The sequence below is a fragment of the Amycolatopsis cynarae genome, assembly GCF_026802195.1.
GTDB lineage: Bacteria > Actinomycetota > Actinomycetes > Mycobacteriales > Pseudonocardiaceae > Amycolatopsis_E > Amycolatopsis_E rhizosphaerae.
Genome location: NZ_CP113836.1, coordinates 5910350 through 5933632, shown reverse-complemented (window position 1 = coordinate 5933632; position 23283 = coordinate 5910350). Strand labels below are relative to the sequence as shown.

The following is a 23283-nucleotide window of genomic DNA, read 5'->3' as shown; positions in this document are numbered from 1 at the left end:
CGTGACGCTGACGGCGGAACCCAGGCTTTCGGTGGCGACGCACTGTCCGTACTGCGCCCTGCAGTGCGGGATGACCGTGTCCGGCACCACCGTCGCGCCCCGCCAGTTTCCTGCCAACGGCGGGGGCCTGTGCCAGAAGGGCTGGACCTCCGGCAGCCTGCTGACCTCGCCCGCGCGACTGAGGACTCCGCTCGTCCGCGTCGACGGTGAACTGGTGCCCGCGAGCTGGGACGACGCGCTGGAACTGATCGCGCGGCGGATCACCGAAATCCAGGGGACGCACGGCCGTGACGCCGTCGCGCTGTTCGGCGGCGGTGGGCTGACGAACGAAAAGGCCTACCTGTTGGGCAAGTTCGCGCGGGTCGCGCTGGGCACCTCGCAGGTCGACTACAACGGCCGGTTCTGCATGTCCTCCGCGGCGGCCGCGGGCAACCGGGCGTTCGGTGTGGACCGCGGGCTGCCGTTCCCGATCACGGACCTGGCTCGGGCGGACGTGGTGCTGCTGGTGGGCTCGAACCCGGCCGAGACCATGCCCCCGTTCATGCAGCACCTGGCCTCCGCCATCGACGCGGGCGGCCTGATCGTGGTGGATCCCCGCCGTACGCCCACCGCCGAGCGGGGCAGCCTGCACCTGGCGCCCGCCCCGGGCACGGATCTGGCACTGGCACTGGGCATCCTGCACGCCGCGGTCGCCGACGGGCTGGTCGATCGGTCCTATGTGGACAATAGGACTCGCGGTTTCGAAGCGGTGTGGCGGATCGTGGCGCGCTGGTGGCCGGAGCGCGTCGAGCGGGTGACCGGGGTGGCGGCCGAGGACCAGCGCCGGGTGGCCGCGCTGCTGGCCGGGGCACGCAACGCCTACATCCTCACCGCCAGGGGGGCCGAGCAGCACGCGACCGGCGCCGACACCGTCAGCGCGTGGATCAACCTCGCGCTCGCGCTCGGCCTGCCCGGCCGCGAGGGATCCGGTTACGGCTGCCTCACCGGGCAGGGCAACGGCCAGGGCGGGCGCGAGCACGGTCAGAAGGCCGACCAGCTGCCCGGATACCGCAGGATCGACGACCCGGCCGCGCGGGAACACGTCGCCGCGGTGTGGGGCGTGCCCGCGGACTCGCTGCCGGGGCCCGGCCGCTCCGCCTACGAACTGCTCGACGCGCTCGGCACCGAGGGCGGGCCGCGCGCGTTGCTGGTCTTCGGCAGCAATGTCGTGGTGTCCGCGCCGCGCTCGGCCCATGTCGCCGACCGGCTGTCCGCTTTGGACCTCCTGGTGGTGGCGGATCTGGTGCTGTCGGAGACCGCCGCGCTGGCCGATGTGGTGCTGCCGGTGACCCAGTGGGCCGAAGAGGACGGCACGATGACCAACCTCGAAGGGCGCGTGCTGCTGCGGCGGCGGGCGATCGAACCGCCGGACGGGGTGCGCACCGACCTGTACGTCCTCAACGGACTGGCGACCAGGCTCGGCCAGCCCGCGCGGCGTTTTCCCGTGGACGCCGAGACGGTGTTCACCGAACTCCGCGAGGCTTCGCGGGGCGGGCTCGCCGACTACTCGGGGATCACCTACGACCGGCTCCGCGCCGGGGAGGCGCTGTACTGGCCGGTGCCGGGCGCCGGGCACCGGGGAACGCCCCGGCTGTTCCTCGACCGGTTCGCGCATCCGGACGGCCTGGCGCGTTTCGTGCCGGTGGAGCACCGGGGCCCGGCCGAGTCGCCCGATGACGAGTTTCCCTTGCTGGCCACCACCGGCCGCGTCCTGCAGCACTACCAGTCGGGCGCGCAGACGAGGTTGATCACCGAACTCAACGACGTGGTGCCCGAGGCCTACGTCGAGGTGCATCCCGACACGGCCGCGCGGTGCGGGCTCGCCGAGGGGGACTGGGCACGCGTGAGCTCCCGCCGGGGCAGCACGCGGGCGCGCGTGCGGTGCGTCGCGTCGATGCGGCCGGACGTGGTGTTCCTGCCCTTCCACTTCGGCGGTGCGCAGCGCGCCAACCTCCTCACCAATCCCGCGCTGGACCCCGTCAGCCGCATGCCGGAATTCAAGGTCAGCGCCGTCAGCCTGGCCAAGGACGACGCGGCCGCCGGCGAGGAAGCCTGGCGAGAGGAGACGCTCCGATGACCCCGCGCAAGGTGGTCGTGGCCGGGTACGGGATGGCCGGTGCCCGGCTGGCCGACGAGATCCGGCAGCGCGATCCCGAAGGCGCCCGTGTCACCCTCACCGTCATCGGCGAAGAACCGCATCACGCCTACAACCGGGTGCTGCTGTCGGCGCTCGTCGCGGGCACGATGCGGCCGGAGATGGTGCGCCTGCACGAAAGCGGCTGGGCGGGGCAGCGCGATGTCGACCTGCGCACCGGGGTGCACGTGGTACGCATCGACCGGCAGCGCCGGTTCGTCGCACTCAGCGACCGATCCACAGTGGACTACGACGCGCTGGTGCTGGCCACCGGCAGCAGGCCGTGGCTGCCACCGGTGGAGGGACTCGCGCTGGAGGACGGCAGCCCCGCGCCGGGTGTGGTCACCTTCCGCACCCTCGACGACTGCGACCGGATCCTCGACGCGGCCAGGGTGGGGGCGCCGGTCGCGGTGCTCGGCGGCGGCCTGCTCGGCCTCGAAGCCGCGCGCGGGCTCGCCGGGCGCGGGAACCTGGTCACCGTCGTGCACCCCGCGGGACACGTCATGGAGCGCCAGCTCGACGAGGGCGCGGGCCAGGTGCTCGCCCGGTCGCTTTCCGCGCTGGGCATCGACTTCCGGCTCGGTACCGGCGCCGCCCGATACCTCCCCGGCGACGGGCTCAAGCTCGACGACGGTGGCAAGGTGCACGCGGACCTGGTCGTGGTCTCCGCCGGAGTCCGGGCGGAGACCACGCTCGCCCGTGAGGCTGGCCTCGAAGTCGACCGCGGCGTGCTCGTCGACGACGCCTTGCGGACCAGTGACGGGCGCATCCACGCGATCGGTGACTGCGCCCAGCACCCGGGCACGGTCTCGGGCCTGGTGGAACCGGCCTGGCAGCAGGCCGCCGTGCTCGCCGACCTGCTCACCGGCACCGATGTCTCGGCGCGCTACCGCGGAACCCGGGTGGTCACCAAGCTCAAGGCCCGCGGGATCGACCTCACCGCACTCGGTGAGGCACACACCGAAGTGGACGATCCGGGTGCCGAAGTGCTCTGCCTCACCGACCCCACCCGTGGCCGGTACACGAAACTCGTGATCCGCCACGACCGCGTCACCGGAGCGATCCTCCTTGGCGCGCCCGACGCGGCCGCGACCGTCACCCAGCTCTACGACCGGGCCGTCCCGGTGCCCACCGACCGGCTCGCGGTCCTGCTCGGCCGCGCGCTGCCCTCCGGCGCTCCCGTCGCCGCGAGCCCGGCGGACCTCCCCGCCACGGCGGTGGTGTGCCGGTGCAATTCGGTGACCAAGGGCGGGCTGGTCGAGGCCTTCCGCGCCGGGGCAACGGACGTCGCCGGGCTGGCCTCGGTGACCAGAGCGACCACCGGCTGCGGCAGCTGCCGGGATGCCGTGTGCGGCATCGCCGAGTGGCTCACGACCACTTCCTAGATCTTCCGCGACCAAGGAGCGAGTAATGACCACCGAAACCGCCCACCGGGGCAAACGCTGGATCCAGCACTGGGAACCCGAGGACGAGAAGTTCTGGGAGAGCACCGGGAAGAAGGTGGCCAGGCGGAACCTCTGGTTCTCCATCTTCTCCGAACACATCGGGTTCTCCGTGTGGACCCTGTGGTCGGTGATGGTGCTGTTCATGGGCCCGAAGTACGGCCTGTCGGCCGGGGACAAGTTCCTGCTGACCTCCACCCCGACGCTGGTCGGTTCGCTCGCCCGGCTGCCCTACACCTTCGCGGTGGCGCGGTTCGGCGGTCGCAACTGGACGATCACCAGCGCGCTGCTGCTGCTCGTGCCGAGCATCGCCGCGGCGATCGTGATGAAGCCGGGCACGCCGCTGTGGGTGTTCCTGCTCGTCGCCGCGCTCGGCGGGGTCGGCGGCGGCAACTTCGCCTCCTCCATGGCCAACATCAACACCTTCTTCCCGGAGAAGGCCAAGGGCATGGCACTGGGGCTCAACGCGGGCGGCGGCAACCTGGGCGTCGCGGTGATCCAGTTGATCGGCCTGCTGGTGATCGCCACCGCGGGGGCCACCGCACCGCGCATCGTGCTCTTCGTCTACCTCCCGCTGATCGTGGTCGCCGCGCTGTGCGCCTACCTGTTCATGGACAACATCGCGTCCGTGCGCGGGGACAAGAAGGGCATGCGGGAGGTCGTCAAGGACGCGCACACCTGGGTGATGTCCTTTTTGTACATCGGAACCTTCGGTTCGTTCATCGGGTACAGCTTCGCCTTCGGCCTCGTGCTGCAGAACCAGTTCGGCCGCACCCCGCTGCAGGCCGCGTCCGTGACCTTCCTCGGCCCGCTGCTCGGCTCGTTCTCCCGGCCGCTGGGCGGCTGGCTGGCGGACCGGCTGGGCGGCGGCAAGGTCACCTTCTGGAACTTCGTCGGCATGGCAGGCATGACCGCGCTGTTGATCGTGGCCTCCACGGTGAAGTCGCTGTCGCTGTTCACCGTGGCGTTCATCGCGCTGTTCGTGCTCACCGGCATCGGCAACGGATCGACGTACAAGATGATCCCGGCGATCTTCCGCGCGAAGGCCAGGGCGGCGATCGCCTCGGGTGCGGACGAGGCGGCGGAACTGCTGCGGGCCCGAAGGCTTTCCGGCGCCCTGATCGGGCTGGCCGGTGCGGTCGGCGCGCTCGGCGGGCTGTTCATCAACCTGGCCTTCCGGCAGTCGTTCATGACCGCCAAGAGCGGGGTGCCCGCCTTCGCCGGGTTCCTCGTCTTCTACGGCCTGTGCTTCGCGGTGACCTGGGCGGTGTACCTGCGCCGCTCGGCCGCGAGCGAAATCAGCGAAAAGGGTCTGGCACTGGCCGGTTCCCAGGTCTGAGACGAGACGGACCGGGACAACCACGACAAGGAGCGAAAGATGACGCGGACACTGGTCGTCGTCGGACACGGCATGGTGGGCCATCGGCTGGTCGAAGCGCTGCGCGCGGAGGACACCGAGCACGCCTGGCGAGTGGTCGTGCTCGCCGAGGAGCCGCGTGCGGCGTACGACCGGGTCGCCCTGACGTCCTATGTGGACGGCTGGGATGCCGGAGCGCTCGCGCTGCCGGGCGCGGACTACGCCGGGGACGAACTCGTCGAGCTGCGACTGGACGATCCGGTGGTGAAGATCGACCGCGCGGCCGGGAACGTGGTCACCGCCGCCGGGTTCACCCAGCACTACGACGCGCTCGTCCTCGCCACCGGTTCCCGCCCGTTCGTGCCACCGGTCCCGGGACACGACCTGCCAGGCTGCTTCGTCTACCGCACGATCGAAGACCTGGACGCGATCCGGGAGACGGTCGAGCGGGTGAAATCGGCGAAGCGGGGGCGCGCCGCCGCCATGGTCGTCGGTGGCGGGCTCCTGGGCCTTGAGGCGGCCAAGGCCCTGCGGGACATGGGCCTTTCGCCCCACGTGGTGGAGATGGCGCCCCGCCTGATGCCCCTCCAGGTGGACGAAGGCGGTGGCAGCCTGCTGCGCAGGCTGGTCACCCAGCTGGACCTGACCGTCCACACCGGAACGTCGGCCACCGTGATCGAGGAGGACCGCGGCCGGCTGTGTGCGAAGCTGACCAACGGCACCGAGCTTGACCTCGACCTCATCGTGTTCTCGGCGGGTGTCCGGCCACGGGACGAACTGGCCCGCGAAGCGGGACTGGAGGTCGGCGAGCGCGGCGGCATCCTGGTCGATTCGTCGTGCCGTACCAGCGATCGCGGCGTGTACGCGATCGGCGAGTGCGCGGCGGTGGAGGGCCGCTGCTACGGGCTCGTCGCACCGGGCTACACGATGGCGGAGGTGGTCGCGGCGCAACTGCTCGGCCGCGAAGCCGCATTCCCCGGCGCGGACCTGTCCACCAAGCTGAAGCTGATGGGTGTGGACGTGGCGAGCTTCGGCGACGCGCACGCCGCGACCGAGGGCGCGCTCGAAGTCGTGCTGGCGGACGCGGTCTCCGGGTACTACAAGAAACTGGTCGTCTCCGCCGAGGAACCGCGCACCCTGCTGGGCGGTGTGCTCGTCGGCGACGCGAGCGCGTACACCCTGTTGCGCCCGCTGGTCGGCGGTCCGCTGCCCGCCGACCCGGCCGCCATGCTCGCGCCCGAAGGTGCCGGCGCGGTGGGCGTCGAAGCGCTTCCGGACGAGGCGCAGATCTGCTCCTGCAACAACGTCACCAAGGGCGCGGTCACCGGTGCGATCCTCTCGCAGGGCTGTGACAGCGTGGCGGCGATCAAGGGCTGCACGCGGGCGGGCACCACGTGCGGTTCCTGCGTGCCGATGCTGTCGAAACTACTGGACGCGTGCGGGGTCGAACAGTCGAAGGCCGTCTGCGAGCATTTCGGCTTCTCGCGCCGAGAGCTGTTCGAGATCGTCAAGGCGACCCGGATCACCAGCTTTGCCGAGTTGATCGCCAAGCACGGCACCGGATCCGGTTGTGCGCTCTGCAAGCCCGCGGTCGCCTCGATCCTCGCCACGCTCGACACCACGGTGGGCGAGGGCGGGCACGTCCTGAACGGCGAACAGGCCGCACTGCAGGACACCAACGACCACTTCCTGGCCAACATGCAGCGCAACGGCACCTACTCGGTGGTGCCGCGGGTGCCCGGTGGCGAGATCACCCCCGCCAAGCTCCGGGTGATCGCCGAGGTGGCCGACGAGTTCGGGCTCTACACCAAGATCACCGGGGCGCAGCGGATCGACCTGTTCGGGGCCACGGTGGACCAGTTGCCGCTGATCTGGAAGCGGCTGGTGGACGCCGGTCTCGAATCCGGGCACGCCTACGGCAAGGCGCTGCGGACGGTCAAGTCGTGTGTCGGCTCGACGTGGTGCCGGTACGGCGTCCAGGACAGTGTCGGGATGGCGGTCGAGCTCGAACTGCGCTACCGCGGCCTGCGCTCACCGCACAAGCTCAAGGCCGGGGTGTCCGGCTGCGCCAGGGAATGCGCCGAGGCCAGGGGCAAGGACTTCGGTGTGATCGCGACCGAGAAGGGCTGGAACCTCTACGTCGGCGGGAACGGCGGGACCTTCCCCCGGCACGCCGAGCTGCTCGTGTCCGATGTGGACTCCGAATCGCTGGTCCGCTACATCGACCGGTTCCTGATGTTCTACGTGCGCACGGCCGACCGCCTGCAGCGCACCGCCCCGTGGATCGAGGAGATGGAGGGCGGGCTCGACCACCTGCGGGAGGTGATCGTGGACGACAAGCTCGGCATCTGCGAAGAACTCGACGCGGCGATGGCCAAACACGTGGAGAACTACGCCGACGAATGGCGCGGTGTGCTCGAAGACCCGGAGAAGCTCGCCCGGTTCACCTCGTTCGTGAACGCGCCGGGCACGCCCGATCCGACCATCTCGTTCCGCGTGGAGCGCGAACAGAAAGTCCCTGTCCTGCTGGGTGTTCCGGAGGTGGTTTCGCGGTGACCGTGGTCGACGAGCAGACCAAGACCGTGGCGGTGTGCGCCGTGGGGGCGCTCATCCCCGGGCGCGGCGTGGCGGCGCTGCTGCCCGACGGCCGCCAGGTGGCGATCTTCCGCACGGTGGACGACGAGTTCTACGCGCTGTCCAACATCGATCCGTTTTCGCGGGCCGCGGTGCTCTCGCGGGGGATCACCGGGGACAGCGGCGGGATCCCGTTCGTGGCTTCACCGATGCTCAAACAGCGGTTCGACCTGCGGACGGGGGTCTGCCTGGACGACGAGTCCGTGGTGATCCGCACCTACCCGGTCGAGGTCGCCGACGGCGTGGTGCACCTCCGGCCATGACCGAACAGTCCCCGAGCATCCCTTCGCTGGCCGGGTTCTGCGTCGGCATCACCGCCGCCCGGCGGGCCGACGAGCTCGGCGCCCTGCTGGTGCGCAAGGGTGCCGTGGTCCGGTACGGGCCGGCGATCCGGATCGTGCCGCTGGCCGACGACACCGAACTGCACGCCGCCACCGCCCGGCTGCTGGACGAACCGGTGGACGCCGTGGTGGCCACCACGGGCATCGGCTTCCGTGGCTGGGTCGAGGCCGCGGAAGGCTGGGGACTGGGCGAGGAACTGCTCGCGCGGTTGGGCAAGGCGACACTGCTGGCCCGAGGTCCCAAGGCCCGGGGCGCGATCCGCGCCGCTGGGCTGTCCGAACAGTACTCGCCGGCTTCGGAGAGCAGCGCCGAGCTGTTGCAGCACCTGCTTCGGTCCGGTGTGGACGGTATGCGGATCGCGGTGCAGCTGCACGGCGAACCGCTCCCGTACTTCGTGGATTCGTTGCGGGATGCCGGGGCCGAGGTGATCGAGGTCCCGGTGTACCGGTGGGTCGGCCCCGCCGATCCCGGTCCGCTCGACCGGCTGCTCGACGCGGTGCTGGACGGGGCGATCGACGCGCTGCCGTTCACCAGCGCTCCGGCCGCCGCCAGCACGCTGGCGATGGCCAGGCGCACCGGCAGGCAGGCGGCGCTGGTGGACGCGCTGACGCACCGCGTGCTGGTGGCGTGCGTTGGGCCGATCACCGCGGCTCCGCTGGCCGCGCTCGGCATTCCCACCGTGCAGCCGGAACGGGCGCGGATCGGCGCGCTCGCCCGCACCGTGGCGGAGGCGCTGGTGGCGCGGTCACCGCGACTGCGGGCGGCGGGCAGGCAGATCGAGCTGCGCGGGCAGGCGGCCATTGTGGACGGTCACCTCTGCGAGGTGGCCCCGGCGCCGATGGCCGTGCTCCGCGCGCTCGCCGCGGAGCCGGGCCGGGTCGTGTCGCGCCGGGAGCTGACCACGGCCCTGCCCAGCGGAGGAGAGGAACACGCGGTGGAGACGGCGATCGGGCGGCTTCGCACGTCACTGGGGGAGAGCCGTCTCGTGCAGACGGTGGTGAAACGCGGGTACCGGCTGGCGGTGGAGCGGTGATCGTCCTGGTCGCCCACGGCACGCGGGATCCGGCGGGGCCGCGCGTCGTGGAGGAACTGGCCGCGCGGGTGCGCCGGGAGGCGCGGGTGCCGGTGCGGGTGGCCTACGCGGACGTGCGCGAGCCCGACGTGACCAGCGTGCTCGACTCGGTGCGCGGTCACCACGTCGTGGTGGTGCCCGCGTTCCTCGCCGCGGGTTACCACGTGCGCACCGACATCCCCGCCCAGATCGAGGCGAGCGGCCACCTCGACGTGGTGCTCGCCCCGGCGTTCGGGCCCGCGAACGAGCTGGTCGAGGCGATGCGGGATCGGCTCGACTGGGCAGGCTACCGGCGGGGCGACGCCGTCGTGCTCGCCGCCGCCGGGTCCAGTGACCCCCGCGCCCTCGCCGAGGTGCGGTTCGCCGCCGAGGCCTTGGCCACCCGGCTCGCCACGCCGGTCAGGGTGGGGTACGCGGCCACGGCGCGCCCGTCCATCGCCGACGCGGTCACCGACGCTCGCGGCCGCGGCCGCCGCGTGGCCGTCGCGTCATGGCTGCTCGCGCCCGGCCTGTTCCAGCGCAGGCTTGCGGCTTCGGGGGCCGACGTGGTCGCCGAACCGCTCGGGGTGCATCCCGGCGTGGTCGACCTCGTCCTGCGGCGCTACCGCGAGGCCCGCAACCCCTCCCTGGCCGCCTGACCGCTCACAGCACCACCACGTCCACCACCGCGCGTTCACAGCGCGTTCGCAGTTTCCGCTTACCGCTTTCCCAGACGACGGGACGAAGGTGGGGCTCGCCGGTCAACGCACAGGGAAAGGAAGGCCATGACGTTCACACCCTCGCCGGGCGAGCAGCACGCGGCTTACCCGCAGACGGATGCTTTCACGAGGCCCGGGATGCCGCCCCAGGCCCCAACGGCGGCTGAGGCCGCCCCGGCCCCGGCGGCCAAACCGGTGCGGAAGTTTTCCTCCGGAGTGCTGGCGGTACTGGCCGCGGCCACGCTGGTCGTCGGGGGCAGCGTCGGCTTCGTGATCGGGCACGGCACCGGTTCGGGTTCCCAGACGCCGCCCTCCATGGGACAGGGCGTGCCGGGCTATGGCGGCCAGGGCGGCCCGGACGGGTACGGCCCGCCGGGGATGAACGGCGGGACCGGGCAGGACTCCTCGGCCGGGAACTCCGGAACCTCGGGCTGAGGCTCAGGCCCAGCCGACGCGGAGGTCGGCGAAGCCGCGCGCCGTGGCGACCCGTTCCGCTTCGGCCTCCGCGGCCTTCCGCACCGGGGCGGGAAGCGGCCAGAACGGGGTGAGGGTGAACTCCAGGCGCTTGCGGCCGCTGCCCTTCGTGCGCCAGGTGCCGGCGAGCTCCCCGTCGGCGAGCAGCACGCCGGGGTTGCCGATGATCTTCCAGATCTCCTTCTGCCGCGCCTTGTCCGGGACCAGGAGTGCGCGGTCGCGGGACTGGAGGAACGGATCCCACGGCGGCAGCAGCCGCACCACGTCCGGTTCCGGGGCGTTCTCCAGCGCGGGCAGGTCCTCCGCGGGCAGGTACGCGAGGCGCCCGTCCACCCGCACCTCGGCGAGCCCGCCGGGCCAGCTGCCCTTCACGGTTTTCGCCGTGGTGCCGGTGAAGCCCGCCGCCTCGGTCGCACCGGCCGGACCGTGCAGGCGCAGGTAGTGCCGCACGACCGCGGCCACGGCGGCCGGGTCGGGGGCCGTGCTCACCGGGGGGCGCCCGGTGACCGGGGCCAGGGTGGCGGGCCACACCCCGGATTCCAGCCGGACACCGCCGTGGATCGCCGCCAGCCGCATCACCTGGTCCAGGATGTGTGTGGCCTGGCAGCCCCGGCACCAGTAGGTCATGCCCTCGGGGACCCGGCGGGTGACGGCGGTGCTCACCGCGCCCTTGCTCATCGTGCGGTCCACCACCTCGTGCATCGCCCGCGCCGCCGCGAACAGACCCTCGGTGGCGCACACGCCCGCCGCCTCGACCTGTTTGCGCTGCCACTGCATGCGCGCCATCGCGTCGGCTTCGCCGAGTGGCACCAGCGCGGCCCGCACCGCGTCCAGTCCGGTGGCGCGGTGGTAGTGGGGCGCTCCCCGGTGCGTCCAGGCCAGCACGAACCGCGGATCCTCCACAAAGGACTCTTCGGTGAGCTCGGTGTCCAGGCGGGCCGCCAGGGACACCGCGGCGGTGTCCCGCATCGTGCTCTGCAGGCCCAGGTCGAACACGGTCAGCGCGGCGGCGTCCGCCTGCCGCCGGTGCAGGCCCTGCGCCGCCACGCGGTAGGCGAGGACCTGCTTGCGATCCATTTCCGGCATCAGCTGCTCTCGGGGAGGGAATAGTCGAAGGTGTAGTTCATCGTGGCGCTCGACCCGCCGGTGGTCCCCGTTCCGGTCAGCCCGGCCAGCTCGCCGGTGGCCGATCCCGGCACCACCGTGAACGTCCCGGTCACGGAATGTCCCTCGTACGCTACCTCGTGCCGGATGACGAAGCTGCCCTTGCGGCCGCCGACCGCGCCTTCGATCCGCTCCAGGCCGGGTGCGTCGTGCCCCTGGAACCCTTCACCGCCGTAGTAGAGCAGGTAATCGCAGGCCGAGCTGCCTTCGATGACTCCGGTGTAGTCGAAGGTCGCGTGCGCGTGGGCGAACCGGGGGCCGTCCTCCGGGCCGCTGACGATCTCTTCCTGCCAGGTCTTCATGGTGAACGTGTTGGTCATGGGGATGAGTCTGCGGGCCATACCTGTCATCTTCTGTCAGGTTTTTCCGGGGAGAATGGCGGGCATGCGGGCGAGCAGGTTGGTGTCGGTGCTGTTGCTGCTGCAGAACCGCGGCCGGATGACGGCCGAGGAACTGGCGGGGGAGCTGGAGGTTTCGGTGCGCACGGTGTACCGGGACATCGAGGCCCTGTCCGCGGCGGGCGTGCCGGTGTACGCCGATCGCGGCCGCACGGGCGGGTACCAGCTGGTCGGCGGGTACCGCACGCGCCTGACCGGGCTGACCGAACAGGAGGCGCAAACGCTTCCGCTGGCCGGCCTGCCGGCCGCGGCGGCCGAACTCGGCCTTGGCGCGGTGCTCGCGGCCGCTCAGCTCAAGCTGCACGCGGCCCTGCCCGAGGAGCTGCGCGAGCGGGCGGGCAAGATCGCCGAACGGTTCCTCGTGGACGTTCCCGGCTGGTTCCGCGACGTGGAGAGCCCGCCGCAGCTGGCGGCGCTGGCGCGTGCGGTCTGGGAAAACCGCCGGATCTCCGCGCGCTACCGGCGCTGGGACGGGAGCGAAGCGGACTCCGACCTTGACCCGCTCGGGCTGATCCTCAAAGCTGGGAACTGGTATGTCGCGGCCCGCCGCCACGGCGGTCACCGCACCTACCGCGTGTCCCGCATCCTCGCCCTCGAGGAGCGGGACGAAACGTTCGAGCGGCCGGCGGATTTCGACCTCGCCGCCTATTGGCGGGAATGGTCGGAGCAGTTCGAACGGCGGATGTACCCCAGGGTGGCGGTCGTGCGCCTGTCCCCGCTCGGACGTGACCTCGTGCCGTTCTACCTGGGAGCCGTCGGCGCCCGCGCGCTGGCGGACTCCTCCGGGGAAGAAGACGAAGACGGGTGGTTACGGGTGGAGTTACCGGTGGAACCCGGCGCCCCGGCGCTCGGTGAGCTGCTGCGGTTCGGCCCCGAACTGCAGGTACTCGCCCCGGCCGAGCTGCGCGAGCAGGTCGTGGCGGCGATCGCGAAGATGGGCGCGTGCTATGGGTGATCTCCGTGGGGTGACCATCGGTGTCACCGCCGAACGGCGGGCGGAGGAGTTCATCGGCGCGCTGAGGCGCAACGGTGCCGTCGTGCGGCACGCCCCCATGATCCACATCGTGCCGCTGCCCGACGACACGCGGCTGCGGGCGGCCACCGAGACGGTCGTGGCCGACGGGGTCGACCTGCTCGCGGTGACGACCGGCGCCGGATTCCGCGGCTGGATCGAGGCGGCCGAAGGCTGGGGGCTGGGCGACCGGCTGCTGGACACGCTGCGGCGGGCGCGCATCTTCACGCGGGGACCGAAGGGCAAGGGCGCGGTGCGCGGCCGGGGGCTGGCCGAGGAGTGGTCCGCGCCCGAGGAGAGCAACCGGCAGTTGTTCGCGCACCTGCTCCAGGCCACTGCGGAGGGTGCCAGGGTGGCGGTGCAGCTGCACGGCTCCCCGCTGCCGGAGTGCACCTCGCCGCTGGTGGAGGCCGGGGCCCGGCTGATCGAGGTGCAGCCCTACCGGTGGGAGTGGCCCGCCGATCTCGGCCCCGCGCACCGGCTGCTCGACGAGGTACTGGCCGGTTCGGTGCGGGCACTCGCGTTCACCAGCGCGCCCGCGACGACGAACCTGCTGGCACTGGCGCGGCAGCGGGGCAGTTACGAGGAGTTGCTGCGCGTCCTGCGGGGTGAGGTGGTGTGCGCTTGCGTCGGTCCGGTCACCGCCGGGCCGCTGACCGCCGCCGGGATTCCCACCCTCCAGCCCGAGCGCCAGCGGCTCGGGGCACTCGTCAAGCTCCTGGTCACCGAGCTGGGCTCCTGAGGCTTGGCTGTGAAGGGACCCTTCACGGCGATACCTCAGGGCTCCGGACGCCAGCGATAGGTGCGGAGATCGACCTTCTGGCCGCGGGCGAGCACACCCTCGGCGCGCAGGAGTTCGAGCTGGCGGTGCACCAGATGCGGCGCCGGGGTGCCGTTGGCGCGCAGGATCCGGTGCCAGGGCAGGTCGTGGCCGTCTTCGGAGAGGATCCGGCCGATCATCCGCGGTGACGGCGCGCCGGCGAGGGCCGCGATATCGCCGTAGGTCGCGACCGCTCCGGCCGGTACCGAGGCGATGACCTCCCGCACCCGCTCGTGCAGCTCCTCGTCCACGTGCTCCAACCTACAGTTGCACCCGAAAGTGGCTGTTCCGCGCTTCCGGCAGGCCCGCGCGAAGGCCGCGTTCACCACATCGGGCGTGCCGGTGCGAGGATCTGTCGCCGCGGCATGATTCCATCGCAGCGTGAGTGGACGCGGGACCGGGACGCGGGGGCCACGCCTGGTGCGGGCCCCGGCCGTGCCGACGCACCCGCAGCAGTGGGCGCCCGAGGCCCGTGCCCTGATCGAGCACCCGGCGGGGTTCATGCGGGTACTGGGCGGCCCCGGCACGGGCAAGACCTCCCTGCTCGCGGCCGTCGCGGCGAGCCGCATCGACAGCGGGGCCGACCCGGAAAGCCTGCTGGTCCTCACCACCTCCCGCCGTGCGGCGGACGCGCTGCGGGCCGACATCACCCGCCGGGTCACCTCCGCCGTGGACGGCCGCACGCTTCGCGAACCGATGGTGCGCACCGTCCACTCCTACGCCTTCGCGCTCCTGCGCCTGCAGGCGAGTGCCCAGGAACTGCCACCGCCCCGGCTGCTCGCCGGGGCCGAACAGGACGTCGTGGTCCGCGAGCTGCTCGCCGGTGACCTCGAGACCGGTGCCGGGTACTGGCCGGAGGCCCTGCGCCCGGCACTGGCCGTGCCCGGCTTCGCCGAGGAACTGCGGGATCTGCTGCTCCGCGCCGCGGAGCGCGGCCTCGGCCCGGAGGACCTGGTCAAGCTGGGCCGCCACACCGGACGGCCGGAATGGGAGGCCGCCGGGATCTTCTGGAGCCAGTACGAGGAGGTCACCGTCCTGCAGTCGGCGGGCGGGAACGCGCTGGGCTCGCCCGGCTCGCCCGCGCTGGACGCGGCGGAGCTCGTCGCGAGCGCGCTGGTCGAACTGGAGGGCGACCCGGACCTGCTGACCCGCGAGCAGGCCCGCGTCCGGCATCTGCTGGTCGACGACGCGCAGCATCTGGACCCCCTGCAGTTCCGGTTGATCCGCCTGCTCGGCTCGGCCGCCGACGACTTCGTGACCGCCGGTGATCCGGACCAGGCGGTGTTCTCCTTCCGCGGCGCGGATCCGGCCCTGCTCGCCGATGCGGATCCCGACGGCGGGCACACCGTCACGCTGACGCGCTCACACCGGCTGAGTCCGGCGGTGCACGGTGCCGTGCGGCGGTTCGCGGGCACGCTGCCGGGCGCGAACCGGCACCGCGGGTTCGGGCTGTCCCAGGACGTGTCCCAGGACACCGAGCCGGGTGTGGTGAAGGTCCGGCTGCTGCCCACTCCCTCGGCCGAGGCGAGCTGGGTGGCCGACCAGTTGCGGCGCGCCCACCTCACCGACGGGATCCCGTGGTCGGAGATGGCCGTGGTGGTCCGCTCGCCCGGCCGGTCCTTCCCGGTGCTGCAGCGGGCCCTGCGGGCGGCCGGGGTGCCGATCGCCTCGGCCGCCGAGGAACTGCCGCTGGCCCGCCAGCCCGCGGTGCGGCCGCTGCTGGCGGTGCTGCGGGTCGCGGCCGACGCCCAGTGCCTTGACGTGGATCTCGCCGAAATGCTGCTCTCGTCGCCGCTGGGCGGGGCGGATCCGCTCGCACTGCGCCGGATGCGGCGGGGGCTGCGCAGGCTGGAGCTGGCGGGCGGCGGTGAGCGCGGCAGCGACGAGCTGCTGCTGGAAGTGCTGCTGGACAACGACCGGCTCACCGGCCTCGCCGAGGCCGAGGCGGCCCCGATCCGGCGGATCGGGGGCCTGATCGCCACCACCGCGGCGGCGATCAGGCGGGGCGCGCCGGTCGAGCAGGTGCTGTGGGAGCTGTGGCGGGCCACCGGTCTGCAACCGCGGCTGGTGCGGCAGTCGGCTCGCGGCGGCTCGCTCGGCTCCCAGGCCGATCGCGACCTCGACGCCATCGTCGCGCTGTTCCACGCCGCGGGGCGCTATGTCGACAGATTGCCGAAGGCGAGTGCGGCGGCCTTCGTGGACTACCTGTCGTCGCAGAACATCGCCGGGGACAACCTGGCGCCGGTGGCGGCGCGGGGCGAGGGCGTGTCGATGCTGACGGCGCACGCCGCGGCTGGTCGCGAGTGGACGGTGGTGGCGGTCTCGAACGTGCAGGAGGGCAGCTGGCCCGATCTGCGCCTGCGCGGTTCCCTGCTCGGCGTCGAGCGGCTGGTGGACCTGCTTTCCGGTGTGGACGATTCGGGGGTGTCTGCCACGGCGCCGATCCTGGCCGAGGAACGGCGCCTGTTCTACGTGGCGGTCAGCCGGGCGCGCCGCGTCCTGCTGGTCAGCGCCGTGGCGGGCGAGGACGAGCAGCCTTCGCGGTTCATCGACGACGTCGAGGAGAACAGTTCGGGCGAAACGGGGACGGATTCCCGGCGGAAACCGCCGGGCCGCTCGCTGGTGCTGGCCGAACTGGTCGGGGAGCTGCGCGGCGCGGTCTGCGACCCGAAGACCGAACCCGGGCGCAGGCAGCTCGCCGCGCGGCAGCTCGCACGGCTGGCGCGCGCCGGGGTTCCGGGGGCGCACCCCGGCTCGTGGTACGGGTACGCGGACGTTTCGACGGCCGAGCCGCTGTACGCGTCCGGTGACGTCGTGCGCATCTCTCCGTCCGTTGTGGACATCCTGCTGCGGTGTCCGTTGCGCTGGCTGGTCGAACGCCACGGCGGCACCGACCCGGCGCAGCTCGCCGCGATCACCGGCACCCTCGTGCACGGCCTGGCCCAGGCCGCGGCGGGCGGGCTCGACGAGCAGGGATTGCGCAAGGCGCTCGACGAGGCGTGGGCGAAGGTGGACGCGGGGGCGCCGTGGTTTTCGCGGCGGGAACGCCACCGCGTCGAGCAGATGGTGCAGAACTTCCTCGCCTGGCTGGAAAACAGTCGCGGTGAACTGGCGCAGCTGGACGTCGAGCGGGACATCGAAGTGGAACTGCCCGCCGCGGACGAGGGCATCGAGGGCCTGCTGGTGCGGTTGCGCGGCCGGGTCGACCGGCTGGAGACCGACCGCGAGGGCCGCCCGGTGATCGTCGACCTCAAGACCGGCAAGACCGCGGTCACCGCTGCCGAGGCCGAGGAGCATCCGCAGCTGGCCGCCTACCAGCTCGCCGTGCTGCTGGGGGCGTTCGGTGAGGATCAGCGGCCGGGCGGGGCCCGCCTGGTGTACCTGGCCAAGTCCCACACCAAGACCGGCGCGACACAGCGCGAGCAGCCCCCGCTCGACGACGAGACCGGCAGGCGCTGGCTGGAGCTGGTCCGCGGGGCGGCTGCCTCCGCGGCCGGGCCCGAATACCGGGCCAGCGAAAACACCGACTGCGACCGCTGCCCGGCGAAGGGCTCGTGCCCGCTGCGCCCGGAGGGCAGGCAGGTGCCAGGAGGATGACCGCACTGGACACCCTCGTCACCCCGGCCGAGGTCGCCGCCGCGCTCGGCCTGCCGACGCCCACCCCCGAGCAGGCCGCGGTGATCGCGGCCCCGATCGAACCGGCGCTCGTCGTCGCCGGTGCCGGCGCGGGCAAGACCGAGACCATGGCCGCCAGGGTGGTCTGGCTGGTGGCCAACGGGATCGTCACCCCCGAGCGCGTGCTCGGCCTGACCTTCACCCGCAAGGCCGCGCGTCAGCTCGCCGAACGGGTCCGCGCCCGGTTGCGGCGCCTGGCCGGGGCGAGCCTGCTGGACCGCGTCGATCCGGGCGGGCAGCGGCGGGCGGCCGTGCTGGCCGGTGAGCCCACCGTGCTCACCTACCACGCGTACGCGGGCCGCCTGCTGGCCGAGCACGGCCTGCGGCTGCCGGTGCGGCCCGGGGTGCGCCTGCTGTCGGAAACCTCGTCGTGGCAGCTGGCCCACCGCGTGGTGTCCACTTGGGACAGTGACTTGGAGACCGACCGGGTGCCCGCGTCGGTCACCGCGCAGTTGCTGTCGCTGGCCGGGGAACTCGGCGAGCACCTGGTGGAGGAGAGCGCACTCGCCGGGTACAGCCGGTGGCTGTGCGAGCTGATCGAGCAGGCGCCGCGCGCCAAGGGGCAGCGGGCCAAACTGCCCAACGCACTGACCGAAATCGTGGCGGCGCAACGGTTCCGGCTGGCCCTGCTGCCGCTGATCGAGGGCTACCACCAGCGCAAGAGGGCCGAAGGGGCACTGGACTTCGCCGATCAGATGTCGCTGGCCGCCCGGCTGGCCGATGGCCATCCGGCGGTCGCGGAGGGGGAGCGGGAGCGCTACGGCGCGGTCCTGCTGGACGAGTACCAGGACACCGGGCACGCGCAGCGCGTGCTGCTGCGGGCGCTGTTCGGCGGCGCGGAACGGCCGCCCCTGCCGGTCACCGCGGTGGGGGACCCGGCGCAGGCGATCTACGGCTGGCGCGGGGCGAGTGCGGCGAACCTGCCCCGGTTCACCACCGACTTCCCCCGGGCCGACGGCGGGCGGTTCGCGCCCGCACGGAGCTACGGCCTGCTCACCAGCTTCCGCAACCCGCCCGAGGTACTCACCCTGGCCAACGCCGTGGCCGAACCCCTGCGGGCGCGCGGGCTCGGGGTCGAACGCCTGCGGGCACGGGACGGCGCCGGTCCCGCCGACATCGAAGCCGCGTTGCTGCCCGATGTCCGGGCCGAGCGTGGCTGGCTCGCCGACGCGATGGCGCGGCGCTGGTTCGCCGAGCGGGATGCCACCGGCTCGCCGCCCACCGCGGCCGTGCTGGTGCGGCGCCGCGCCGATATGGCGCCCATCGCCGCCGAACTGCGCGCGCGGGGCCTGCCGGTCGAGGTGGTCGGGCTCGGCGGCCTGCTCGACGAACCCGAGGTGGCCGATCTGGTGGCGACACTGCGCGTGCTGGCGGATCCGCTGGCCGGGACGGCGGCGGTCCGCCTGCTCACCGGGGCGCGCTGGCGGCTGGCGGCGGCCGATCTCGCCGCGCTGTCGGCCCGTGCCGGCGAGATCGCCGCACCACCCGCCGTCGCCGGAACCGGTGTGCCCGAGTTGTTCACCGAGCGGGCCGAGCAGACCGGGCTGATCGACGCGCTGGACGATCCCGGCGATCCGGCGCGGTTTTCGGCGGAGGGGTACCGCCGCATCCGGCGGCTCGCCGCGGAACTGTCCGGACTGCGGCGCCGCCTCGACCAGTCGTTGCCGGAACTGGTCGCCGACGTCGAGCGGACCCTGCTGCTCGACGTGGAATCGCTGGCGCGCCCCGGCGGAGCGGGGCGTGCCCATCTGGACGCCTTCGCCGACGTGGTCGCCGATTTCGCCGAAACCGCGCCGAACGCGAGCCTGATGTCCTTCGTGGACTACCTTGCCACCGCGGCGCACGCCGAGGACGGATTGACCCCCGGCGAGGTCGAGGTGCTGCCGGACCGGGTGCAGGTGCTCACCGTGCACGCGTCGAAGGGGCTGGAATGGCGTGTCGTGGCCGTGCCGCACCTCGTGCGCGAAGTCTTCCCCAACAAGCGCCGGTCCTCGTCGTGGCTGCGGACGGTGACGGCGCTGCCTGCCGCACTGCGCGGCGACGTGGAGGATCTGCCCGCGCTGCGGGTATCGGCAGGGATGGACCGCAAGGAACTCCAGGAGGCCTTCGAGGAACACGAGGAGGGTTTCGCCGAACGCGAGGCCGACGAGGAGCGCCGCCTGTGCTACGTGGCGCTGACGCGGTCCGAGCACTCGCTGCTCGTTTCGGGGCACTGGTGGAACGAAACCAGCACCAAGCCCAAGGGGCCTTCGGACTTCCTGACCGAAACGGCCGAACTGATCGAGGGCGGGGTGGGCCGGATCTCGGTGTGGGCGGAGGAACCGGCGGCGGACGAGGAGAACCCGCTGGTCAGCGAGTCCCGGACGGCGCGGTGGCCGGTCGACCCGCTGGGCGAGCGGCGCACCCCGGTCACCGAGGGGGCCGAGCTGGTGCTGGCGGCACTGGCCGAGGACGAATCCGGGGACCCGGCAGAGGAAGAGGAAGACGATCCCGACGGTTGGGTCGCCGACACCGATGTGCTGCTCGCGGAGCGGGCGGCGGCGGGCAGCGGCGCGGACCAGGTCGTGCTGCCCGACCGGCTTTCGGTGAGCCAGCTCGTCGAGCTCGCCGGCGACCCCGGGGGCCTGGCCCGCCGCCTGCGGCGTCCCCTGCCCGTGCCCCCCAACACCTTCGCCCGGCGTGGCACTGCCTTCCACGGCTGGCTGGAGCGCCGGTTCGCCGGGGAGCGGCTGTTCGACCTCGACGAGCTGCCCGGCGCGGCCGATCCGGACGAGGCCGGTGACGAGGACCTCGAAGCGCTGCGGGCCGCGTTCGAATCGGGCAGCTGGGCGGACCGGACCCCGCACGAGGTGGAGGTGCCCTTCTCCACCGAGATCGACGGGGTGCTGGTGCGCGGCCGGATGGACGCGGTGTTCGCCGATCCGGACGGCGGCTGGACCGTGGTGGACTGGAAGACCGGCGCGGTGCCCGAACCGGGCCGGATCCGTCCGCTGGCCGTGCAGCTCGCGGCCTACCGGCTGGCCTGGGCCTCCCTGTCCGGCACCCCCCTGGAGCGGGTGCGGGCGGCGTTCCACTACGTCCGGGACGATCACACGCTGCGCCCGGTCGATCTGCTCGACGCGGACGGTCTGCGGGAGCTGCTGCGCGGTGTGCCCTCGAATTCACCGGGGTAGCCGCCGGTCGGGTGATCCCCTACGATCCGCGGCGTGCGTTCCCCTGATCGAGCGGACCCGACGCTCGTCGGCCTCATCCGGATGCCCGAGCCGTCGGTCAGTCCGATGCGGTCGATCGCCCGCCGGATCGTCTACGCCCTGCTGGCACTGGTCGCGGCGGTCCTCATCGTCTACGCCGACCGGGACGGCTACCGCGATGTCAACGGCGATGGATTGTCGCTTTTGGACAGTTTCTACTATGCGACCGTTTCGCTGTCGACCACCGGCTACGGCGACATCACCCCGGTCACCGACAGCGCGCGGCTGATCAACGTCCTGGTGATCACGCCGCTGCGGGTGCTGTTCCTCATCGTGCTGGTCGGCACCACACTGGAGGTGCTCACCGAGCGTTCGCGGCAGGCTTTCCGGATCCAGAAGTGGAGGTCCAAGGTGCGGGACCACGTGGTGGTCGTCGGCTTCGGCACGAAGGGCCGTTCGGCGGTCAAGGCGTTGCTCGGCGACGAGAACCTGGAGCCGAACCGGGTGGTCGTCGTCGACACCGACCAGCAGGCGCTGAACGCGGCCGGTGCGCTCGGCCTGGTCACCGTGCACGGCACGGGCACCCGGTCGGACGTGCTCCGCGTGGCCGGTGTGCAGCGGGCGCGGGCCGTGGTGGTGGCGACCAACCGGGACGATTCGGCGGTGCTGACCACGCTCACCGCGCGCGAACTCGCGCCGAAGGCCCACATCGTGGCCTCCGTGCGGGAGGCCGAGAACGTGCACCTGCTCAAGCAGTCCGGCGCCGACCAGGTGGTGGTGTCCAGCGAGACGGCGGGACGGCTGCTCGGCATGGCGACCTCCACGCCGGTGGTGGTGGACATGGTCGAGGACCTGCTCACCCCGGAGTCCGGGCTCGCCATCGCGGAGCGAGCGGTCGAGCCCTCGGAGGAGGGCGGCTCGCCGCGGCACCTGTCCGACATCGTGCTCGGCGTCGTGCGGGACGGGGTGCTGTACCGGGTCGACTCGCCGCAGGTGGACGCGATCGAGCCCGGCGACCGCCTGTTGTATGTGCGGAAGGTCACCCCGGCCGAGCACAAGGAGTGATCCTGCTCCGTGGCGTGGTCGCGCCTGGGAATCGCCGGAGGGATCTGGAACGATTGACCGCGTGCAATGCTTGTTGCGATCACGTCCGCGGCCGGTGACCTTCCGGGACCCCGCATGATCGCGCATCGGATCCACTGGCGGACGCTCGTGATCGTGGCGCTGGTCGGCATCGCGATCGTGATCAGCGTCTGGTGGGCGGGGCCGGGCGCGCTGGGCTCGCCTGCCGGGGTCGACGGCACGCCCACCGAGGCCACCGTCACCAAGGCGGCGCCCTGCAACGACACCAACGTCAAGGAGACCGTGCAGTTCCGGTTCGGCGGCCAGGACCACACCGGCTCGCTCGACGCCTGCGGGCACGACCAGAACGACCGCGTCGAGATCATGGTGCCCACCGGCCTCGGTTCGGGCACCGTGGACGTGCACCTGGCCGACGTCGTGCCCGGCCACAGCAACCTGCGGCGCCCGCTCGGGCTGGCCCTGCTCGCCCTGTCCTGCCTCGGCGGCGCCACCTACGCGTTCCTCGTGCAGCGCGGCCCACGGCGGCAGCCCGTCCCCGCCTGAGCCGCCCGGGTGCTGGAGCAATGAATGTTTACTCCAGTTCCGCGCGCCGCCAGATCGCCGTGAGGGGACCCCTCACGGCCGCGGGGAGCCCGTGGATCCGTAGTAAATCCACCTTGCTCCAGCACCGGGCACTCCCCCCAGGTCAGGAGACGTCCGAGGCGCTTGCGCTGAAGGTATTGCACTGGACGGCGCGGTTGAACTGGGCGCCCTTGCGCCACCAGGCGGCGTAGTGCGCATTGGTGCCGTGGTCGTGGCTGCCGGAGGTGTTGTCGCCACGGGTGTCCTGGTCGCGCCACGCCTTGGCGTACATGTCGCGCGTGACGGAGCCGTGGTCGACCACGGCGCCCAGGAACATCCCGGAGAAACACTGGGCCTGCAGTTCCTTGCGGCGTGACAGGTCGAGCCCCGCCGGGGTGTTCTCGCCGACCTGGTAGATCCGCTGCCACACCGCGTCCATCAGCCCGGCCATCTCCTGCACGTGATGGCCGTACTCGTGCGCGAACAGCGCGAGGTAGACGCCGGGGTTGTCGCCGTACTGCTCGATCTGCAGCCCGCGATAGGGCACGTACAGGTTGTTGTCGCAGTAGTAGGCGGCGGTGGCGACGCCGACGGCGATGGTGCCGCAGGCGGTCTGGAAACTCGAGCCGGTCGGGAAGTGCAGTGTCGGCGGGTTGAACGGCAGGCGGTAGCCCTGCAGGAACGTTCCCCACGCCTGGTCGAGGCAGTGTTCCGCGGCGGTGAAGAACGCTTGGGCGGAGGCCTGGTCGCTGTGCCAGTCCGGCAGCACGCACACGATGTTCTGCAGGCCGGCGTCCGGGTCCTGCAGGATGGGGTGGTCGGCGAGTTTGAGCACCTTCTGACCGGGCACGGTGCCGCCGCCCGAGCCGGTGGATCCGTCGTTGCGGCCGCTGGCGGGCGCGGAGCTGGTGGGGCCGGTGTCGTGGCTCTGCTTGGCCGTGACCAGCACGAGCACGCCGACCAGGATCAACGCGAGCACGGTGAAGGTGAGGGTCGCGGCCGCGCCGGACCTCGACTTCGAACGCCGGTGCCGTCGACCGGACCGCGAGGTGTCCGAGGCGGAGCGCGGTGTGTTCGTCATCGGCAGTGAGCATAACCACGGGCCGCAGATCACGACTCGGAACGACTCGCATACCGGGCATGGCCGTCCGCGGTGGGCTCTGCGAGAGTGGGCGGCGAAAGAACAG

Annotated in this window: 18 protein-coding genes; 14 read left to right on the top strand and 4 right to left on the bottom strand. The window is 72.3% G+C overall.

From position 1 onward, the window contains the following. The first annotated feature begins 70 nt into the window (after positions 1 to 70). The 8 genes from ORV05_RS28460 (at position 71) to ORV05_RS28425 (ending at position 10153) form a co-directional block, all read left to right on the top strand. Entirely contained in the window at positions 71 to 2116 is a 2046-nt protein-coding gene (locus tag ORV05_RS28460) for a molybdopterin oxidoreductase family protein (RefSeq protein WP_268759936.1), read from the top strand. Further along, complete coding sequence (locus ORV05_RS28455; protein ID WP_268755062.1) at positions 2113 to 3558, top strand: FAD-dependent oxidoreductase; 1446 nt, start codon at positions 2113 to 2115, stop codon at positions 3556 to 3558. Before ORV05_RS28460 ends, ORV05_RS28455 begins: the two co-directional genes overlap by 4 nt. Positions 3559 to 3583: 25 nt before the next feature. Further along, complete coding sequence (locus ORV05_RS28450) at positions 3584 to 4954, top strand: nitrate/nitrite transporter (RefSeq protein ID WP_268755061.1); 1371 nt, start codon at positions 3584 to 3586, stop codon at positions 4952 to 4954. Positions 4955 to 4993: 39 nt separating this feature from the next. Next, complete coding sequence (gene nirB, locus ORV05_RS28445) at positions 4994 to 7528, top strand: nitrite reductase large subunit NirB (protein ID WP_268755060.1); 2535 nt, start codon at positions 4994 to 4996, stop codon at positions 7526 to 7528. Further along, positions 7525 to 7869 carry a nitrite reductase small subunit NirD gene (gene nirD / locus ORV05_RS28440; protein WP_268755059.1) on the top strand — a complete coding sequence of 115 codons (345 nt, stop codon included), beginning with the start codon at positions 7525 to 7527 and terminating at the stop codon, positions 7867 to 7869. The genes nirB and nirD overlap by 4 nt, the downstream gene beginning before the upstream one ends. Next, the gene (locus tag ORV05_RS28435; RefSeq protein ID WP_268755058.1) at positions 7866 to 8981 is read left to right on the top strand and encodes a uroporphyrinogen-III synthase; all 1116 of its coding nucleotides are present in this window, start codon (positions 7866 to 7868) and stop codon (positions 8979 to 8981) included. Before nirD ends, ORV05_RS28435 begins: the two co-directional genes overlap by 4 nt. Next, positions 8978 to 9658: a sirohydrochlorin chelatase gene (locus ORV05_RS28430; protein WP_268755057.1), complete on the top strand. Its 681-nt coding sequence runs from the start codon at positions 8978 to 8980 to the stop codon at positions 9656 to 9658. The genes ORV05_RS28435 and ORV05_RS28430 overlap by 4 nt, the downstream gene beginning before the upstream one ends. A gap of 126 nt (positions 9659 to 9784) precedes the next feature. After that, positions 9785 to 10153: a hypothetical protein gene (locus ORV05_RS28425; RefSeq protein WP_268755056.1), complete on the top strand. Its 369-nt coding sequence runs from the start codon at positions 9785 to 9787 to the stop codon at positions 10151 to 10153. Positions 10154 to 10156: 3 nt separating this feature from the next. Here the strand turns inward: ORV05_RS28425 and ORV05_RS28420 are convergent, their stop codons facing one another. Together ORV05_RS28420 and ORV05_RS28415 are read right to left on the bottom strand one after the other, a co-directional pair. Then, on the bottom strand, positions 10157 to 11278 hold the full coding sequence (locus ORV05_RS28420) for a DNA glycosylase AlkZ-like family protein (RefSeq protein WP_268755055.1): 1122 nt from the start codon (positions 11276 to 11278) through the stop codon (positions 10157 to 10159). Next, positions 11278 to 11676 (bottom strand): DUF3224 domain-containing protein, encoded by a 399-nt coding sequence (locus ORV05_RS28415; protein ID WP_268755054.1) that lies wholly within the window; start codon positions 11674 to 11676, stop codon positions 11278 to 11280. Before ORV05_RS28415 ends, ORV05_RS28420 begins: the two co-directional genes overlap by 1 nt. Before the next feature lie 64 nt (positions 11677 to 11740). Between ORV05_RS28415 and ORV05_RS28410 the strand changes: the two genes are divergently transcribed. Continuing rightward, on the top strand, positions 11741 to 12709 hold the full coding sequence (locus ORV05_RS28410) for a helix-turn-helix transcriptional regulator (RefSeq protein ID WP_268755053.1): 969 nt from the start codon (positions 11741 to 11743) through the stop codon (positions 12707 to 12709). Beyond that, positions 12702 to 13508: a uroporphyrinogen-III synthase gene (locus tag ORV05_RS28405; protein ID WP_268755052.1), complete on the top strand. Its 807-nt coding sequence runs from the start codon at positions 12702 to 12704 to the stop codon at positions 13506 to 13508. Before ORV05_RS28410 ends, ORV05_RS28405 begins: the two co-directional genes overlap by 8 nt. 35 nt (positions 13509 to 13543) lie before the next feature. Here ORV05_RS28405 and ORV05_RS28400 read toward each other — a convergent pair whose 3' ends face one another. After that, on the bottom strand, positions 13544 to 13837 hold the full coding sequence (locus ORV05_RS28400) for an MGMT family protein (protein WP_268755051.1): 294 nt from the start codon (positions 13835 to 13837) through the stop codon (positions 13544 to 13546). A 130-nt stretch (positions 13838 to 13967) separates the two neighbouring features. Here ORV05_RS28400 and ORV05_RS28395 point away from each other — a divergent pair, with 130 nt between their 5' ends. The 4 genes from ORV05_RS28395 to ORV05_RS28380 all read left to right on the top strand — a co-directional run bounded on the left by ORV05_RS28395 (position 13968) and on the right by ORV05_RS28380 (position 22078). Then, the gene (locus tag ORV05_RS28395) at positions 13968 to 17183 is read left to right on the top strand and encodes an ATP-dependent helicase (RefSeq protein WP_407652580.1); all 3216 of its coding nucleotides are present in this window, start codon (positions 13968 to 13970) and stop codon (positions 17181 to 17183) included. Continuing rightward, positions 17180 to 20434, top strand: coding sequence for an ATP-dependent helicase (locus tag ORV05_RS28390; RefSeq protein ID WP_268755050.1), 3255 nt, complete (start codon positions 17180 to 17182; stop codon positions 20432 to 20434). The genes ORV05_RS28395 and ORV05_RS28390 overlap by 4 nt, the downstream gene beginning before the upstream one ends. A gap of 81 nt (positions 20435 to 20515) precedes the next feature. Then, entirely contained in the window at positions 20516 to 21517 is a 1002-nt protein-coding gene (locus ORV05_RS28385) for a potassium channel family protein (RefSeq protein WP_268759934.1), read from the top strand. Between the two features lie 114 nt (positions 21518 to 21631). Continuing rightward, positions 21632 to 22078, top strand: coding sequence for a hypothetical protein (locus tag ORV05_RS28380; protein ID WP_268755049.1), 447 nt, complete (start codon positions 21632 to 21634; stop codon positions 22076 to 22078). Between the two features lie 142 nt (positions 22079 to 22220). Here the strand turns inward: ORV05_RS28380 and ORV05_RS28375 are convergent, their stop codons facing one another. Continuing rightward, the gene (locus tag ORV05_RS28375; protein WP_268755048.1) at positions 22221 to 23177 is read right to left on the bottom strand and encodes a neutral zinc metallopeptidase; all 957 of its coding nucleotides are present in this window, start codon (positions 23175 to 23177) and stop codon (positions 22221 to 22223) included. Positions 23178 to 23283: the final 106 nt, after the last annotated feature.

Excerpts from the sequence above, each read along its gene's own strand:
- ORV05_RS28460 (WP_268759936.1), top strand. The coding sequence starts at position 71 with ATGACCGTGTCCGGCACCACCGTCGCGCCCCGCCAGTTTCCTGCCAAC.
- ORV05_RS28455 (WP_268755062.1), top strand. The coding sequence starts at position 2,113 with ATGACCCCGCGCAAGGTGGTCGTGGCCGGGTACGGGATGGCCGGTGCC.
- ORV05_RS28450 (WP_268755061.1), top strand. The coding sequence starts at position 3,584 with ATGACCACCGAAACCGCCCACCGGGGCAAACGCTGGATCCAGCACTGG.
- nirB (WP_268755060.1), top strand. The coding sequence starts at position 4,994 with ATGACGCGGACACTGGTCGTCGTCGGACACGGCATGGTGGGCCATCGG.
- ORV05_RS28435 (WP_268755058.1), top strand. The coding sequence starts at position 7,866 with ATGACCGAACAGTCCCCGAGCATCCCTTCGCTGGCCGGGTTCTGCGTC.
- ORV05_RS28425 (WP_268755056.1), top strand. The coding sequence starts at position 9,785 with ATGACGTTCACACCCTCGCCGGGCGAGCAGCACGCGGCTTACCCGCAG.
- ORV05_RS28420 (WP_268755055.1), bottom strand. The coding sequence starts at position 11,278 with ATGCCGGAAATGGATCGCAAGCAGGTCCTCGCCTACCGCGTGGCGGCG.
- ORV05_RS28415 (WP_268755054.1), bottom strand. The coding sequence starts at position 11,676 with ATGACCAACACGTTCACCATGAAGACCTGGCAGGAAGAGATCGTCAGC.
- ORV05_RS28410 (WP_268755053.1), top strand. The coding sequence starts at position 11,741 with ATGCGGGCGAGCAGGTTGGTGTCGGTGCTGTTGCTGCTGCAGAACCGC.
- ORV05_RS28405 (WP_268755052.1), top strand. The coding sequence starts at position 12,702 with ATGGGTGATCTCCGTGGGGTGACCATCGGTGTCACCGCCGAACGGCGG.
- ORV05_RS28390 (WP_268755050.1), top strand. The coding sequence starts at position 17,180 with ATGACCGCACTGGACACCCTCGTCACCCCGGCCGAGGTCGCCGCCGCG.
- ORV05_RS28385 (WP_268759934.1), top strand. The coding sequence starts at position 20,516 with ATGCCCGAGCCGTCGGTCAGTCCGATGCGGTCGATCGCCCGCCGGATC.
- ORV05_RS28380 (WP_268755049.1), top strand. The coding sequence starts at position 21,632 with ATGATCGCGCATCGGATCCACTGGCGGACGCTCGTGATCGTGGCGCTG.
- ORV05_RS28375 (WP_268755048.1), bottom strand. The coding sequence starts at position 23,177 with ATGACGAACACACCGCGCTCCGCCTCGGACACCTCGCGGTCCGGTCGA.